17 protein-coding genes are annotated in these 15,163 nt (G+C 26.5%); 14 read left to right on the top strand and 3 right to left on the bottom strand.

Features of this window, described 5'->3' with window-relative positions; all coding sequences use genetic code 11:
* The first annotated feature begins 33 nt into the window (after window positions 1-33).
* Together deoC and QK892_RS02355 are read left to right on the top strand one after the other, a co-directional pair.
* Window positions 34-708, top strand: a complete 675-nt coding sequence (gene deoC, locus QK892_RS02360) for a deoxyribose-phosphate aldolase (protein WP_317271918.1) — start codon at window positions 34-36, stop codon at window positions 706-708.
* An 82-nt stretch (window positions 709-790) separates the two neighbouring features.
* Window positions 791-1,744 carry a calcium/sodium antiporter gene (locus tag QK892_RS02355; protein ID WP_317271917.1) on the top strand — a complete coding sequence of 318 codons (954 nt, stop codon included), beginning with the start codon at window positions 791-793 and terminating at the stop codon, window positions 1,742-1,744.
* A gap of 304 nt (window positions 1,745-2,048) precedes the next feature.
* On the opposite strand, the gene QK892_RS02350 is transcribed toward QK892_RS02355, so the two are convergent.
* On the bottom strand, window positions 2,049-2,666 hold the full coding sequence (locus QK892_RS02350) for a DUF975 family protein (RefSeq protein ID WP_317271916.1): 618 nt from the start codon (window positions 2,664-2,666) through the stop codon (window positions 2,049-2,051).
* A 171-nt stretch (window positions 2,667-2,837) separates the two neighbouring features.
* Between QK892_RS02350 and QK892_RS02345 the strand changes: the two genes are divergently transcribed.
* The 5 genes from QK892_RS02345 to QK892_RS02325 all read left to right on the top strand — a co-directional run bounded on the left by QK892_RS02345 (window position 2,838) and on the right by QK892_RS02325 (window position 7,740).
* Complete coding sequence (locus tag QK892_RS02345) at window positions 2,838-4,460, top strand: G protein-coupled receptor family protein (protein ID WP_317271915.1); 1,623 nt, start codon at window positions 2,838-2,840, stop codon at window positions 4,458-4,460.
* Between the two features lie 162 nt (window positions 4,461-4,622).
* Window positions 4,623-5,558: a CobW family GTP-binding protein gene (locus tag QK892_RS02340; RefSeq protein WP_317271914.1), complete on the top strand. Its 936-nt coding sequence runs from the start codon at window positions 4,623-4,625 to the stop codon at window positions 5,556-5,558.
* Window positions 5,559-5,566: 8 nt separating this feature from the next.
* Window positions 5,567-6,196: a GTP-binding protein gene (locus QK892_RS02335; RefSeq protein ID WP_317271913.1), complete on the top strand. Its 630-nt coding sequence runs from the start codon at window positions 5,567-5,569 to the stop codon at window positions 6,194-6,196.
* Window positions 6,193-7,086 carry a permease gene (locus QK892_RS02330; RefSeq protein ID WP_317271912.1) on the top strand — a complete coding sequence of 298 codons (894 nt, stop codon included), beginning with the start codon at window positions 6,193-6,195 and terminating at the stop codon, window positions 7,084-7,086. The genes QK892_RS02335 and QK892_RS02330 overlap by 4 nt, the downstream gene beginning before the upstream one ends.
* 9 nt (window positions 7,087-7,095) lie before the next feature.
* Window positions 7,096-7,740: a TIGR03943 family putative permease subunit gene (locus QK892_RS02325; protein WP_317271911.1), complete on the top strand. Its 645-nt coding sequence runs from the start codon at window positions 7,096-7,098 to the stop codon at window positions 7,738-7,740.
* A 31-nt stretch (window positions 7,741-7,771) separates the two neighbouring features.
* On the opposite strand, the gene QK892_RS02320 is transcribed toward QK892_RS02325, so the two are convergent.
* On the bottom strand, window positions 7,772-8,605 hold the full coding sequence (locus tag QK892_RS02320) for a cation diffusion facilitator family transporter (protein ID WP_317271910.1): 834 nt from the start codon (window positions 8,603-8,605) through the stop codon (window positions 7,772-7,774).
* Between the two features lie 118 nt (window positions 8,606-8,723).
* On the opposite strand from QK892_RS02320, the gene QK892_RS02315 reads away from it, so the two are divergent.
* Window positions 8,724-9,305 (top strand): putative ABC transporter permease, encoded by a 582-nt coding sequence (locus QK892_RS02315; protein WP_317271909.1) that lies wholly within the window; start codon window positions 8,724-8,726, stop codon window positions 9,303-9,305.
* 49 nt (window positions 9,306-9,354) lie between these two features.
* A complete protein-coding gene (locus QK892_RS02310) occupies window positions 9,355-9,780 on the top strand; it encodes a DUF3783 domain-containing protein (RefSeq protein WP_317271908.1) in 426 nt (141 codons plus the stop codon).
* A 215-nt stretch (window positions 9,781-9,995) separates the two neighbouring features.
* Here QK892_RS02310 and QK892_RS02305 read toward each other — a convergent pair whose 3' ends face one another.
* Entirely contained in the window at window positions 9,996-10,841 is an 846-nt protein-coding gene (locus QK892_RS02305) for a DegV family protein (RefSeq protein ID WP_317271907.1), read from the bottom strand.
* 178 nt (window positions 10,842-11,019) lie between these two features.
* Between QK892_RS02305 and QK892_RS02300 the strand changes: the two genes are divergently transcribed.
* From QK892_RS02300 to QK892_RS02280, 5 genes are all read left to right on the top strand, one after another.
* Window positions 11,020-11,700 (top strand): cytochrome c biogenesis CcdA family protein, encoded by a 681-nt coding sequence (locus QK892_RS02300; RefSeq protein ID WP_317271906.1) that lies wholly within the window; start codon window positions 11,020-11,022, stop codon window positions 11,698-11,700.
* 12 nt (window positions 11,701-11,712) lie between these two features.
* Complete coding sequence (locus QK892_RS02295) at window positions 11,713-12,267, top strand: TlpA family protein disulfide reductase (protein WP_317271905.1); 555 nt, start codon at window positions 11,713-11,715, stop codon at window positions 12,265-12,267.
* A 124-nt stretch (window positions 12,268-12,391) separates the two neighbouring features.
* Window positions 12,392-13,546, top strand: coding sequence for an AlbA family DNA-binding domain-containing protein (locus tag QK892_RS02290; protein WP_317271904.1), 1,155 nt, complete (start codon window positions 12,392-12,394; stop codon window positions 13,544-13,546).
* A 138-nt stretch (window positions 13,547-13,684) separates the two neighbouring features.
* Window positions 13,685-14,260 (top strand): hypothetical protein, encoded by a 576-nt coding sequence (locus tag QK892_RS02285; protein ID WP_317271903.1) that lies wholly within the window; start codon window positions 13,685-13,687, stop codon window positions 14,258-14,260.
* Between the two features lie 196 nt (window positions 14,261-14,456).
* Window positions 14,457-15,140: a helix-turn-helix domain-containing protein gene (locus tag QK892_RS02280; protein WP_317271902.1), complete on the top strand. Its 684-nt coding sequence runs from the start codon at window positions 14,457-14,459 to the stop codon at window positions 15,138-15,140.
* Window positions 15,141-15,163: the final 23 nt, after the last annotated feature.

Raw genomic sequence — 15,163 nt, 5'->3', positions numbered from 1 at the left:
TATACAAGTATATATAGAGGAGGATATCTTTTTATGAACAAGAAAGATTTAGCAAGGATGATTGATCATACTATCTTAAAAGCAGAGGCTACTGAAAAAGAAGTTGAAAAGCTTTGTAAAGAAGCTTTAGAATATAATTTTGCATCAGTATGTGTTAACCCTTCAATGGTTGAAAAAGCTGCTAGTATATTAAAGGGTAGTGATGTAAAGGTTTGTACCGTAATAGGATTCCCTTTAGGAGCAACTACAACTGAAGTTAAAGCTTTTGAAACAGAAGATGTAATCAAAAAAGGTGCAACTGAAGTTGACATGGTTATTAATGTTGGAAAACTTAAAGAAGGAAATTTAGATTATGTTAAAAAAGATATAGAAGCTGTAGTTAATGCTGCTAAAGGAAAGGCGTTATCTAAGGTTATTATAGAAACTTGTCTTTTAACTGATGAAGAAAAAGTAACTGCTTGCAAATTATCAAAAGAAGCAGGCGCAGATTTTGTAAAAACTTCTACAGGATTTAGTACAGGTGGCGCTACTGCAAGTGATATTAAATTAATGAGAGAAACTGTAGGACCAGACCTTGGTGTTAAAGCTTCAGGTGGAGTAAGAAGCTTAGAGGATGCAATGGCTATGATCGAAAATGGAGCTACTAGAATAGGTGCTTCAGCATCAATTGCGATTTGTGAGGGAACTGAATCAAATGCTACTTATTAATATAAAAATAACAAAGGGCGTCTTAAAGACGCTCTTTGTTTTACTATTTATGAAATTATAAACTAAAGATAAAGGAGAAAAAATGGATTACATAATATTAATAATAGGTTTTATTTTACTAATAAAAGGAGCAGATATATTTGTAGAGGGATCTGCGAATATTGCAAAAAAATTTGGTATTCCACCTATTGTTGTAGGTTTAACAATAGTATCCCTTGGAACAAGTGCACCAGAACTTGCAGTAAGTTTAATATCTTCATTAAATGGTAGTAATGGAATAACTATAGGCAATGTACTTGGATCTAACATATTCAATACTTTAATGGTTCTTGGTATAACATCAATGATAATGCCAATATTAATTAAGAAAAGTACAATGTATAAAGATTACATAGTAAATATACTAGTTACAATTTTATTATTAGTTTTGACATTTGGAAGAACTTTGTTTAATAAGGAACCAGGACTAAGCAGAATATCTGGGATAATTTTGTTAATAGGATGTATAGCATTTACTATTTACTTAATAAAAAGTACTAAAGACGAAAGTGAAGATAATGAAAAAAGTGAAGAAATGAAAATTCTTCCTTCATGTATTAAAATATTAATTGGAATTATAGGAATAATAATAGGCGGAAATTTAGTAGTAAATTCAGCCTCAAATATAGCATATTCTTTTGGGTTAAGCGATAAATTGGTTGGTTTAACAATAATTGCTATGGGAACTTCACTTCCAGAATTAGTAACGTCTATAATAGCAGCAACAAAGGGCGAAAATGATATAGCAATTGGGAATGTTCTTGGTTCAAATATATTTAATATATTATTAATCTTAGGAGTTTCTTCAAGTATTAATCCTATTATAATTTCTTCAGCTTTATTTATAGATATTATATTTTTAATAGGAATATCGATACTTCTTGGAATTTTTATGTTTAAAGGAAAAAGTGAGAAATTATATTTAGGCCGAGTAGAGGGATTAATATTAGTTTTAATATATGTAAGCTATATGGCATATATAATATTTAGAAATTAGTTTGGAAATGAAAAGATTTCATTAATTATTAATCCATAAATGCAACATTTTTAGTAACATTAAATCTATTAAAAAACAAATAATAATAGTGTAAGTTATAGGAGGTGTTTGCATTGAATAAAGGTAAATGTGAAAGTAAGCATAAGAAAAATGAAGACATAAAACATGATTCAAATTGTGGATGTCATCACGAAGCTGAAAAAACAGCTACAAATAATCAATGGGGAAAGTAATGGTCAATTAACTATTTAAAACTTATATAAATTAAAAAGTAACTCGACAGTTTTGTCGGGTTACTTTATTTTTAAATATTATATTTTAATTTCAAATAGAAATTTGTTTTAGTAACTTTTTCATAAGGTTCAACCCATAGACTACCTATACCTAATGTTAATGCTGCTACTAACCACCAGCCAATAAATGAAATTTCTAATACAAAGAATTCCCATTTATAGCCGTACATAAGATTTGAACTTTCTCTTAAACATTCTATTATTCCCTTTTCAGGATCTTCAGCTAAAATATAAAAGGCTTGTGAATACATTAGAGCTACTATAATTCCAGGAACAATAAGTAAAAATGAAGCCAAAAGTATAGCTAATAATATTAAAATATTTAATCCGAGTGCTTTAAAAAATATATTAAATTGAGAAAATAAATCTGTAAATTTAGGCTCATCTCTATTAGTTATAAAGTTTAAAAGAAATTTACTCAATCCAACAGATATAACACCGCCCAAAATTATTGAAATTAAATCCAATGATGAAGTTAAATTATCTGATACCTCTACTATATAATCTAGTCCGTTTGTTATGTTTGAAGCATTTATAAAGAAATTTCCTACAAGCACAGTAATAATTGCTAGTCCCCAGCGACCTCTTAGTTGGTCTCTTGCTTTAGATTTTAATTCAGCCCTATTCATATAGTTACCCCCATAAATTATATATTAGGTAAATTATATAGTATTTACTATGAAAGGTTAATATAATATTGTAAATTAATATAAAAAGTAAAAAAAATATTTACAAATGATATTAAATACTATATTATATATTATATCATACTGATAAACGAAAATTTTAGGGGGATTAAGATGGAAAATCTAAGAGATTTTAAACCGAAAAAAAGCTCTTTTATAAAGTATTTAGGGCTATTAATTATTGCCTATATAGTTTCAGCAATAGTGTTAGTCTTTAACAGTAGTTTAATATTAGATGTAAGTTTAAGCATATCTTATATTGTAGGAGTATTTGTTATTATAACAGCAATTTATGCTTTTTTAACCTTTAATAAAAAATATGGATTAGCTGCATTAATAGTAGCTGGAATTTATATAATTTCTTTAATAGTATTTAGTCCGATATTTAGTTATAAAGCTCATAGAGGTTTAATTGGACAGGTAGAAGGTGTTGAGTTTAGTAATGAAATTGAACATATAGATTTAAAGCAATTACCAACTATAGATAAAGATGTTGCATATAAGTTAGCAGATAAGAAGTTAGGTGAAATACCTAGTTTAGGTAGCCAAGTTACCATCGGTGATTTAACGTTACAAAGTGTTGATGGACAACTTTACTATGTTGCTCCTTTAGAACATTCATCATTATTTAAATGGTTAACTAATAGAGAAGGAACAACAGGATATATAAAGGTTAGTGCAACAAATGAAAGTGATGTTCAATTAGTAACAGAGGTAAATGGAAAAGATATTAAAATCAAATATTTAGAATCCGCATATCTTTTTAGCGATTTGCACAGAGCAGCTTATTTTAGAGATATGAAAGCGGGACATACCGATTATACATTTGAATTAGATGATGATGGAAATCCATACTGGGTAGTTACAAGATATGATAATGCTATTGGAATAACAGAAGCAAAAGCAATAGGAGTACTAGTAATAGATGCTCAAACAGGAGAATCTAATACTTATGGAATAGAAGATGCACCAAAATGGATAGATAGAATTCAGCCAGATAGGTATATAAGAAATTATATAGATAAATGGGGAGAACTTGTTCATGGCGTATTTAACTTTAGTGATAAAGATAAATTAAAATCTACAGATGGAATGAATTTAATATTTAATAATGATGAGTGTTATTATTATACTGGAGTAACATCAGTAGGAAATGATGAAGGATTAGTAGGATTTACTTTAACTAATACAAGAACAGGTGAAACAAGCTTATATAAAACATCAGGAGCAACAGAAACTGCAAGTATGAAGTCTGCTGAAGGGAAGGTTCAACAATATGGATATACAGCAACTTTACCATATTTAATAAATATACAAAATGAACCTACTTACTTTATGACGTTAAAAGACTCTAATGGATTAGTTAAACAATATGCAATGGTAAATGTTAAGAATTATAATATAGTAGGTGTAGGAGATTCATTGCAATCAACTCTTAATAAATATTTAGAAGGCTTAACTAATACTAATATTTCACTTGAGGGAAGTAATAGTGAAGAGACCTTAGAAGGTGAAATTGAAAGAATTGGATTAGTTGTCAAAGATGGAACTAGTATCTATGATATAAAGATTAAAGGACAAGATAATATATTTTCAGTTTCCACAGAAACATCAAGAGAAGTAGCACTAAGTTCTATTGGAGATAAGGTTAGGATAAAATATATCAAAGTTGGAGATGGAAAATATATATTAACAAATTCCTTTGAAAACTTAAATACAGATAGTAAAGAAAACTAATAGAATTATTGAATAAAATATAATTAACAATGAGGAAATATCTATTGCATAAAAATGTTATCTATAAAGTGCAATAGTATGTTTCCTCATTTTTTTGGAATAAATCTATCTATTAAATCATAAAATGTGAAGAACATAATAAGATTTATATAGAGGTGAAATATGAAAATAAAAATAGATATTTTTTCAGGATTTTTAGGTGCAGGAAAAACCTTTCTTATTAAAAAGCTTATAAATGAAGGTGCATATAATGAAAATATTGCTATTATTGAAAATGAATTTGGAGAAGTAAGTATAGATGCATTAATTTTAAGAGATTCAAATATAAAAGTAAAAGAAATTAATTCAGGATGCATTTGTTGTGAAGTTACTGGTGACTTTAAAGAAGCTATTTTAGAGGTTATTAATAAGTATAATCCATCTAGGTTAATCGTTGAGCCTTCAGGAGTTGCAAAACTTACTGATATTATTAAAATTTTTAAAGAACCAAAATTAAAGGAAAAAATTCAAATAGATAATATAATTACTGTTATTGATCCAGAAAAATTTGATACTTACTTTAAAAATTTTAAGGATTTTTATGAGGATCAAATCTTAAATACAAAAAAAATAGTTATAAGTAGAGCACAAAACTTAGAAAAAGAAAATTTAGACAACATACTTATGAAGATCAAGAAGATTAATAAAAAAGCAGTAATAATAAGTGAAGATTGGAGAAAAATTAAAGGCATTAACATTTTATATAATGAAGAATCTAATAATATAAATATTAATGAGTATAGTGGAATAAAAGCTAAATTAAGGACTATAGAAAGTACAAAAGCTAAGGATGTCTTTGAAAGTTTTGCTATCTATCCAAATGATAAATTTTCAAAGTTAGAATTATTATCTAAATTTAAATTTATTTCTACCACCAGTAGTTTTGGCGATGTTATTAGGGCTAAAGGAGTAGTGAAGTTAAAAGATAATAGCTTTGGGCAATTCGATTTTGTAAAGGATGAGTTTGAAATTAGAAAAATAAATAATAGTAGATCTAGTGTTATTTCATTTATAGGGGTTAATTTAAATAAGAAAGAGATAGAAAAACTATTTCTTTGAGGTTTGAAATGAAGGCAAAACTTGAAGTGGTGAGCGGATTTTTAGGCTCAGGTAAAACATCCTTTATAAATGCGTATTTAAATACAGAGATGTGTTTAGGAAAAAATATATTAATTATTCTTTTAGAAAGTGGAGCAAGTAGAATTAGAAGCAATTTAAAAAATGTGAAGGTAGTATATCTAGAAGAGACAGAAAAATTGAAGAAATTATTACTTAAGGAAATTATAGAAAATGAATATAGTAAAATAATAATAGAATTAAATGGAACAAACAGTTTAAATATAATTGGTGAAGTTTTAAAGGACAAACAGTTGAGGCAAAAGATTAATTTTTATGGGAGTTATTATATAGGAGATTGTAAGAATCTAAAGTTATATCTTAAAAATTTAGGTGAAATAATTATACCATTTATTCAGTCTAGTAAATTAATTATATTAAATAATATAGCAATATTAGAGAAGAGTGAGCAAAATGATTTAATAAATATTATTGAGGAGATTAACCTTACTGCACCTATAGTATTATCTAATTCTCCATCAACTTTAGATACAGAAATAAAGTCATCTAAATATTTTAAAGAGGGGACTTCAATAAAAAAAATAAAATCCTTGCTGTACAAGAAGGAGGTAGTTAAATGATAAAATGGGCTAATATATTTATAAGTATGATATTAGAAGCACTTCCTTTTATATTAATTGGATCTATACTTTCCTCAGTGATACAAATGTATATATCTGAGGATGTGGTAAAAAAAATTCTTCCTAAAAGTAGAATTATATCCATAATATTTGCAGCTTTTCTAGGGATATTTATTCCTATTTGTGAATGTGCTATTGTACCTATAGCAAGGAGCTTAATAAAAAAAGGAGTACCTATTGCAGTTGCAATAGTTTTTATGCTGACAGTACCAATAGTAAATCCAATAGTTATTTCATCTACTTACTATGCTTTTAATGATATAAATATTGTATTAATAAGAGTATTCGGAGGAATAATTTCGGCTATAATAATTGGATTATTAATCGAATTATTAACTAGTAAAAAGGAACAGGTAGTCAATATTAAAAACGATTATAAAAATATATGTGACTGTGGCTGTGAGACAACGGACTATTTCTACAATAAATCAAAGCTAAGATTATGTTTAGAACATTCCAATAAAGAGTTTTTAAATATCTTTAGATACTACATATTTGGATCATTTTTATCTAGCTTATTTATTGTACTAGTTAAGGAAACATTTATAGAAAGCTATTCTGAAGGGGTAATAGTACCAATAGTTATTATGATGATATTAGCATTTTTACTATCTTTATGCTCAGAAGCAGATGCTTTTATAGCTAAGGGGTTTTTAAACTATTTTGGAGTTCCTGCGATATCAGCTTTTCTAATATTGGGACCTATGTTAGATCTAAAAAATTCTATAATCATGTTATCTTACTTTAAAAAGACCTTTGCTATTAAGTTAATTTCATTGATAGTATTAATTGTACTAGCCTTTTCTATAAGCTTAACTTTTATTTTTTAGGAGGCTAGCATGAGAAAATTTAATGTAGAAGAATTTATTTGGCTGCTTATATTAATTTTATTAACAATTTATGTAGGATACTTAATGTTATCAGGCGATATATATAATTATTTAAGTATAGAAACTGCAAAGAGTTTAAATATAGTATTTGTAATACTACCAGTGTTTATTATAGTTCAAGCTATGAGGGTTATTAGCTTTAATTCAAGAGTAGATACTTCATTAAAGTTTTTACCAATCATATTTACATTAGTAGTAGGTGTATTACTTTTAATAAGAGGATATATATATAATGATAACAGTAATCTTGTAAGTTTTAATAATATATTTGCTAATGATGCGATAGAAATAAATCATGAAACACACCATATTTTAGAGGAGTTAGAAGAAGATGGAGATAGATACTTAGGTAAATATATAGTCTTTACTGGTTTTGTATATAAGTATGAAGATGAGAAGTTCATCTTAGCAAGGGAAGAAATGAATTGTTGTGCAGCGGATTCATTTATTATAGGAATAAAAACCTTATCTGATGAGAAGTTTGAAGAAGGTCAGTGGATAAGAGCTTTAGGGAAAATATCTTATGATGGCGAATATTACTTGCAATTAGAAGAGTATAAAAAGGTGAATATACCTAACAATATATATTTTTAACGGAAAGTGACTAGCTCTATGTTAGTCACTTTTACTTTATATTAGGTTCAACATGGATAATTAAATCTACTTTTTTATTTAGTTTAGTATTTAAAGCATTTTCAATCTCATGAACTAAAGTATGAGCTTCGTCTACATTTAAATTTGAATCTACCTTTATATGCATATCTAAGAATATATGATCATTATATCCTCTAGATCTAATATTATGCACATCTTCAATGGCGGTAAATTCTTTAACAATATTAGCTATGACATTCTCTTCAACCATGACTTTATCAGTTAAAGATGAAATATTATCTCTTATTATTTCATATGCTGCATGCAAAATAAAGAAAGATATTATAAATGATGTTATAGTATCTATTATTGGGGGGAGACCAAGCCTTACAGTAATTAAAGCAACTAAAACGCCTAGTGATACAAAAATATCACTTTTAGTATGAAGAGAGTCGGCTATTAGAATCTTGCTATTAAGTTTATGACCTTGATTATTTTCGTATTTAGAGACGAATATATTGATAGCTAATGTTGCTGCTATTATTACTAAACTTTCAAGTGTAATATTCAGCACAACTGGTACAAATAGCTTGACTACAGAACTTTTAATTATATTAAATCCCAGTAATAATAACATTAATCCAATAATAATACTTGATATAATTTCAAACTTCTTATGTCCATAGGGATGTTCTGTATCTTTAGGTTTTGAAGCTAATGTAACACCTATTATACCTACTATATTTGATGCACTATCAGAAATAGAATGAAAGCCATCAGCCATAACACTAGAGCTATTAATAACATAGCCTACTATAATTTTAGATATTGCTACAAGTAGGTTAGCAGCTAAAAGCACTAGCAATATTTTTTTCACTTTCTTATAAGTAGCTTCGATTTTAATCTCTCCTTTCAAATAATATAATGTATACTATTCCTATAAAAATAAAAAGTTACAAAATAGAATAATAGGTATTTCAGAAATGATATTGGTTAAACTAATGATGAAATTTACTAAAGGTTGGTGTTCTATAGTGACAATAATAAATTTTATTATCTTCAGTTTTATATTATATTCCATTGTAGGTTTTTTAATTGAAGAAATTTACAGCTATATTACAAATGGGAAATTTAAGAAAGACGGATTTTTAAAGGGGCCCTATAAGCCTATGTATGGAATAGCTTTTACTGTACTTGTCTTAACAGATAATTATTATAATTTAAGTATAGTGTCTAGATTGATTATGTATTTAATTGTCCCAACCACTGTAGAATTTCTTAGTGGTTTTTTACTTTTAAAAATATTTAATGAAAGATATTGGGATTATTCAAATTTAAAATTTAATTATATGGGCTTGATGACTTTAAGATTTTCAATATATTGGATGATTCTTTGTTATTTAGGAATAAGATACATAGTACCATTTATTAATAATTTCTATATTAGTTTAAATAATTTATTTAGAGTGTTTAATATGATTTTATTATTGGTTATGATTATAGATTTTATCTATACTATAACAGTGAAATTAGAATTTAAAAAATCAAGGTTGATTAATCCTTAGTATTTTTATATGATATAGATAGGAAATTAATTTAAAAAAGGAGAATACTATGTCATTTGAATTAATAGATACAAAGGAAACTAAAGCTAATGATGGGAGAAGTTGCATATTATTATGCAATTTTAATATTAAGGAAATTAAAACTTTAAGTAATTTAGCAGCAATGCTTGGAATAAGAGATAAGGTAGTGCTTACTTATAAAAATGGAAATACTCTGATAAAAGATGTTTTAAGTGGAAATATAAAAAATGATTCAGAAGATGGAATGAAGAATAAAGCAATAATTTTTAACAATATTCCAGGAGCTAAAATAGGATTTTTTATAGATAGTTTAAAGAAGTTTAGGTTAAATAATGTTCTTAAAGCTGCAGTTACAGAAACATCACAAGAGTGGACAGTAAATGTACTATTAAAGAATCTAGAGGCAGAAAAGATAGCAATGCAAACAGGTCAAGAGTTTGATCACGAAGAATAATTAATAAATAACATAGTGGGTTGACTTGGAGCTTGCGAGGTCGAAACATAATTCCGAAGAATGAGGAATTATTACAATAAAATTAATAAAATAATTGGGTGCATATAGTTCCGAAGTATTGAGGAACTATTTCCTTTGGTTTGAAATAAAGAAATAACATAGTGGGTCGACTTGGAGCTTGCGACGGAGAAACCACTATGTTATTTCTTTATTTGTTAGATTTCGTTCATTACAGCAACAGCTAATAATCTTGGACCTGAGTGTATTCCAACAGCAGGAGTAATAGTTCCTTTATACATAAATGTAGTATTCTTATGTTCTTGTAAAATTTCCTTAAGCTTTTCTGCTTCTTCGTGCATAGTACCAGTCATTATAATAACCTTACTTTTACCTTTATTTAATATATCCGTTGCTAAAGAAGTAAGTTTATTAAAAGCTTGTTTTGAGCCTCTTGCTTTAGTATATGTTTTATAGGCACCATCTTCATCCATAGTGATTATAGGTTTTAAATTCAACAATTGTCCAATGCCACCAGAAACCTTACCTATTCTTCCACCTTTTATTAAGTATTCTAGGGTATCAACTGTAAAGTACAACCATAGATTTTCCCTTATCTTAGGAATCCTTTCGCAAATATATTCAAAACTCTTATTAGCTTCTATCATTTTTCCAACTTCAATTACAATTAAACCTACGGCCATAGATAGTATCTTTGTATCAAAAATAAATGTATTAATATTCTTATAATTTTCACTAGCAAGCCTAAAACTATTTATAGTTCCAGATAAACCAGAAGAAACAGGTAAAACAATTGCATGAGTATATCCATCTTTAACTAAATCTTCATATAAAGTAGAAACATCATCTACTGAAGGCATTGAAGTAGTAGGTAGTTCGTCTGGCAGTTTAGAATAAACTTCTTCAGGTGTAATATTAACTCCATCAATATATTCTTTTGTTTTGTATAGTATTTTAAGAGATACAATTTTAACATTATATCTCTCTACATATTCTTTAGGTAAACCACAAGTGCTATCAGTTATTAAAGCAATTTTATTCATACTCACATTCCTTCCATTTGTATTATATTAACATGATATCATGAAATGATTATAAATACAATATGTAGTCTTCTATACTATGTAATATTTAGTTCGTATCTAGGTATCAAAAAAGTAACTTATTCAATTAATTTATATATTATGATATGCTAATAAAAAAAGGAAAAGGAGTGGTTATTTGGATTATTTAATTCTTTTTTTAGAGGGGATTATAACTTTTATTTCCCCTTGTATTTTGCCGATGTTACCAATATATATTTCATATTTCATGGGAGAAAACGATGATAGAAAAAGTAGCAAAGCCTTAATTAATTCTATTGGATTTGTACTTGGATTCTCAATAATCTTTACTATTTTAGGTGCAGCAGCTGGAACCTTTGGCACTTTTATACAAAGATATATACAAGCTTTCAATATAATAGCAGGTATAATATTAATTGTATTTGGACTAAATTATATTGGTATATTTAAAATCTCTTTTTTAGAAAGAAGCTTTAAATTAAGGAACAAAACAAATTTAAATAAGTTGAATTTAGCTTCTTCAGTTTTATTTGGGATGATATTTGCAATTGGATGGACTCCATGCGTAGGAACTTTCCTAGGATCTGCTTTAATATTTGCAGCTAATTCACAAGATACTTTAAAAGGTGTTTTAATGCTTCTATCATATAGTTTAGGACTAGGATTACCATTTATTATATCAGCTCTATTAATTGATAGTATCAAGGCCACTTTGAAGTTTATTAAGAAAAATTATAAGATTATAAACACAATATCAGGGATACTATTAATAATAATAGGGTTAATGATGATGACTGGTTATTTAAACTTATTATTGTCTTGGTTAACATTTAATTAGGAGGGGATATTAGTGAAAGATAGAAATAGAATAATTGTATTAGTAGTTTCATTGGTGTTATTAATTGTTATTGTAAAGTTTGGATATGACTATTTATCAGGTTCATATACACCTAAAGAAAGTGATTCTACTACAATAGAAACAAAATTAGCTAAAGATTTTACAGTTTACGATGAAGAAGGAAATACAGTCAAGTTATCTGATTTTAAAGGTAAGAAGCCAGTATTAATAAATATATGGGCTAGTTGGTGTGGTCCTTGTAAAGCAGAGATGCCATATTTTGAAGAAGCAATAAAGAAATATGGTGATGAGGTTGAAATTCTTATGGTTAATTTAACTGATGGACAAAGAGAGACAAAAGAAAAGGCTTTAAAATTTTTAAAGGATAACAACTTAGAAATGGATGTAGTATTTGATGAAGATCTTAATACTGCCAATGCTTATAATGTTAGGGGGATACCTAGAACCATATTTATCAACATAGATGGAGAAATAACTTACGATAGAGAAGGCTTAATAGATGAAGATATGTTAAGAAATAATATTAAAAAGATAATAAGTCAATAAATATAATAGAGTGAAGAAATAGTTATATACTAATCATTTTATATTGATTAAAAAGAATATATTTCTATCACTCTATTTTTTTAGTAATATATTAATATAGACTTAAAATATTGGGGGGATCAAAATGGATAGCAGAAAGTTACTTAATCTAATAAAAAAAGAAGAAGGAGTAAAGCTAGACTTTAAATTAAAGCTATCCTTAGAGCATGAAAGTAGTAAAAAAGAGTTAGCAAAAGACATTTGTGCAATAGCTAATTCAAGAGGCGGAAGAGGTTATATAGTAATAGGAATTGAAGATAAGACAAAAAGGATAGTAGGATTAGATGAGAATGAAATAATAAGTGAAGAGCAAGTTCAGCAAATAATAACTTCAAGATGTGAGCCACCAATTCCAGTTTCAGTAGATGTCTTATTAATAGAAAACAAGAAAATATGTGTAATAACTATTTATGATGGTGAGCAAAAGCCATATCAAATAAGAGAAAGTGGAGCATTTTATATTAGAAGGGGTTCTACTACTGATACTATGAGAAAGCAAGAATTGATAGAAGCTTTTGAAGAAAATTTAGATTTTTTTATGGAAACTTCGAAGATAATAAAAAGTGATATTAGCTTTTTAAATGAAGATTTATATAAAGATTACTTTAAGAAAAAAGGTATAGAAATTAATGAAGATAATAAAGAATTTTTATTAGAGACATCAAGGATTATCTCTAGAGATAGGGAAAGTGGAGATTTTTATTGTACTTTAGGTGGATTACTTATGTTTTCTAATATTAATATTATGTGGTTACCACATAATATGATAAGAATAGTCAATAAAGTAAATAAAGATAAGAATGAAATTATTATAATTCAGGGAAATATATTAGATATGATTGATAAATCTGTAAAGGAAATTTCAGAAATACTTCCAAAGGATTATCCTTTAAATGCAATATTTGAATCTATAAATAATGCAGTATTATATAGGGACTATTCAGCCTTTGACAAGATAATTGATGTATATATTGGATATAAAGAAATTAGTATTAAAAGTCCTGGTGCTATTAGTAAAAGTAGTAGTTTAAGAAATGAAATAAATCAAAGTAAAAGAAATATGTGGCTATATGAAAAGATAATAACTATAGATAACAACAAGAGATTTTTAAATAATGGAATGGGACTTTTAAGAATAAAGAAATCTTTTAATAATAGTAGAAACGTTAAATTAATAAATTCTATTAAAGAGGATTATTTCAAAGTAATTTTACCAGGTATAAAGATATTTAATAAATAAATTTGTTAAATCTATAAAAAATGGCTCTAAATTAAAACTGTAGAATGTAAAATTTATTAGTTGAAAATCCACTATACTATGCTATAATAATCATTACTAAATAATAATATATTTAATTGTGTGATAAGGGAGTTTAATATGAATAGTAAAGTGGAATTAATATATGATAATAATGAGTATATAGTCACAGTGAATGGATCAGTTGTTAACAAAGGAAATGATTTAGACAAGGCATTTGAACAATTTAAAAATGTAATAGATAATAATAAAACAGCAGAAGCAAGAGCTTGGGATGATATAGTAGAAAAGTTTAAGGACATAGACAATAAGGATTTAGAAATAAATAATGAATATAGAACTATGACTTATGGAAATATGAAGTACTTTTATAATATGGGAAAAGTATTTTATATGGCTAATGGACAAATGATACCTTTAATTGGTGGGTATAGTTTATTTAAGTTTACTTTATTTGAAGTTTGTAAGGGCAATTTAGAAAAAGCTAATGAATTTATAGAGTTTTGTAAAGATGTTATGATAACAAATGTAAATTATAGAGTTACTGATTCTAGTATAATTGTTTCTAGTGCTAGTTTTAACTATGGATCAGCAGAGTACAATTTTTTAAGTGGAAAAATTAACAAGGGAGCATCTATAACTACAGGAAGTTTTGAAGATTTTAAAACTTATGTATTAGAAATTATAAAGAAATAGTAGTATTTATCATAAAAAGGAATCATTTATAATGATTCTTTTTTTATTTAATAAAATATAGAATCATTACTATTACTTTAAAAAAAAATAAATGCTTAAATTGCTATTATGTAAAATTTTAGTAATCAATTGAAGTAGTTTTAAAATATATAATATAATATGTATATAATTACTATTATATAGGAGGGTTAAACTTATGAATGATGGATATGAAAGCTTTGAATCGGACTTTAATATTTTCAATAATAGGATGTCATTATTAATTGATTCTAGAAATAAAGAAGAAATAATAAAGATAATTAAGGAAAAACATTCTTCAGAAATATATGATGAGGTTGATAAAGAACATAAAATAGATGATCTCATTATTTGGAATGCAATTTATACTAGAGAAATTATTAGGAATGGGATATCGAAGAAATATTTACATCCAATTTATAATAAGTTTTATAGAAGAATCAAAGAATCAAGTTCTATACATATCCTACAAGAAATAGAATTAGATATGATAAATGAATATATGGAACTACTTATTAATGATACAGAAATTACTGATAGTTTTACAGTTAATAAACTTCTACAAGCCCTTCATTTAAATATTGAAAATCATACATCACTAGAAGAAATATGTAAAAGTTTAAATATTTCAGTAGGATATGCTTCAACATGTTTTAAGAAATATAAGGGAGTATCAATAATGAAATATTTAAGAGAAATAAAAATTGAAAGGGCTAAAACTTTATTATTAAGCACTGAAAAAAGTATTTTAGAAATTAGTATTTTATTAGGATTTCATGATCAAAGTCATTTTACTAATACCTTTAAAAAGTTAGTTGGGGTTTCACCATTAAAGTTTAGAAATAAAAATTACTCAATATAAGTGGAAAATTATTGATAATATTA

Origin of the sequence: Clostridium lamae, from assembly GCF_033043255.1 — a bacterium.
Classification (GTDB): domain Bacteria; phylum Bacillota; class Clostridia; order Clostridiales; family Clostridiaceae; genus Clostridium; species Clostridium lamae.
This window is presented reverse-complemented; position numbering and strand designations above follow the sequence as displayed.

Bases quoted from the DNA above. Each gene is read 5' to 3' on its own strand.
- deoC (WP_317271918.1), top strand. From the start codon at position 34: ATGAACAAGAAAGATTTAGCAAGGATGATTGATCATACTATCTTAAAA.
- QK892_RS02355 (WP_317271917.1), top strand. From the start codon at position 791: ATGGATTACATAATATTAATAATAGGTTTTATTTTACTAATAAAAGGA.
- QK892_RS02350 (WP_317271916.1), bottom strand. From the start codon at position 2,666: ATGAATAGGGCTGAATTAAAATCTAAAGCAAGAGACCAACTAAGAGGT.
- QK892_RS02345 (WP_317271915.1), top strand. From the start codon at position 2,838: ATGGAAAATCTAAGAGATTTTAAACCGAAAAAAAGCTCTTTTATAAAG.
- QK892_RS02340 (WP_317271914.1), top strand. From the start codon at position 4,623: ATGAAAATAAAAATAGATATTTTTTCAGGATTTTTAGGTGCAGGAAAA.
- QK892_RS02335 (WP_317271913.1), top strand. From the start codon at position 5,567: ATGAAGGCAAAACTTGAAGTGGTGAGCGGATTTTTAGGCTCAGGTAAA.
- QK892_RS02330 (WP_317271912.1), top strand. From the start codon at position 6,193: ATGATAAAATGGGCTAATATATTTATAAGTATGATATTAGAAGCACTT.
- QK892_RS02325 (WP_317271911.1), top strand. From the start codon at position 7,096: ATGAGAAAATTTAATGTAGAAGAATTTATTTGGCTGCTTATATTAATT.
- QK892_RS02315 (WP_317271909.1), top strand. From the start codon at position 8,724: ATGATATTGGTTAAACTAATGATGAAATTTACTAAAGGTTGGTGTTCT.
- QK892_RS02310 (WP_317271908.1), top strand. From the start codon at position 9,355: ATGTCATTTGAATTAATAGATACAAAGGAAACTAAAGCTAATGATGGG.
- QK892_RS02305 (WP_317271907.1), bottom strand. From the start codon at position 10,841: ATGAATAAAATTGCTTTAATAACTGATAGCACTTGTGGTTTACCTAAA.
- QK892_RS02290 (WP_317271904.1), top strand. From the start codon at position 12,392: ATGGATAGCAGAAAGTTACTTAATCTAATAAAAAAAGAAGAAGGAGTA.
- QK892_RS02285 (WP_317271903.1), top strand. From the start codon at position 13,685: ATGAATAGTAAAGTGGAATTAATATATGATAATAATGAGTATATAGTC.
- QK892_RS02280 (WP_317271902.1), top strand. From the start codon at position 14,457: ATGAATGATGGATATGAAAGCTTTGAATCGGACTTTAATATTTTCAAT.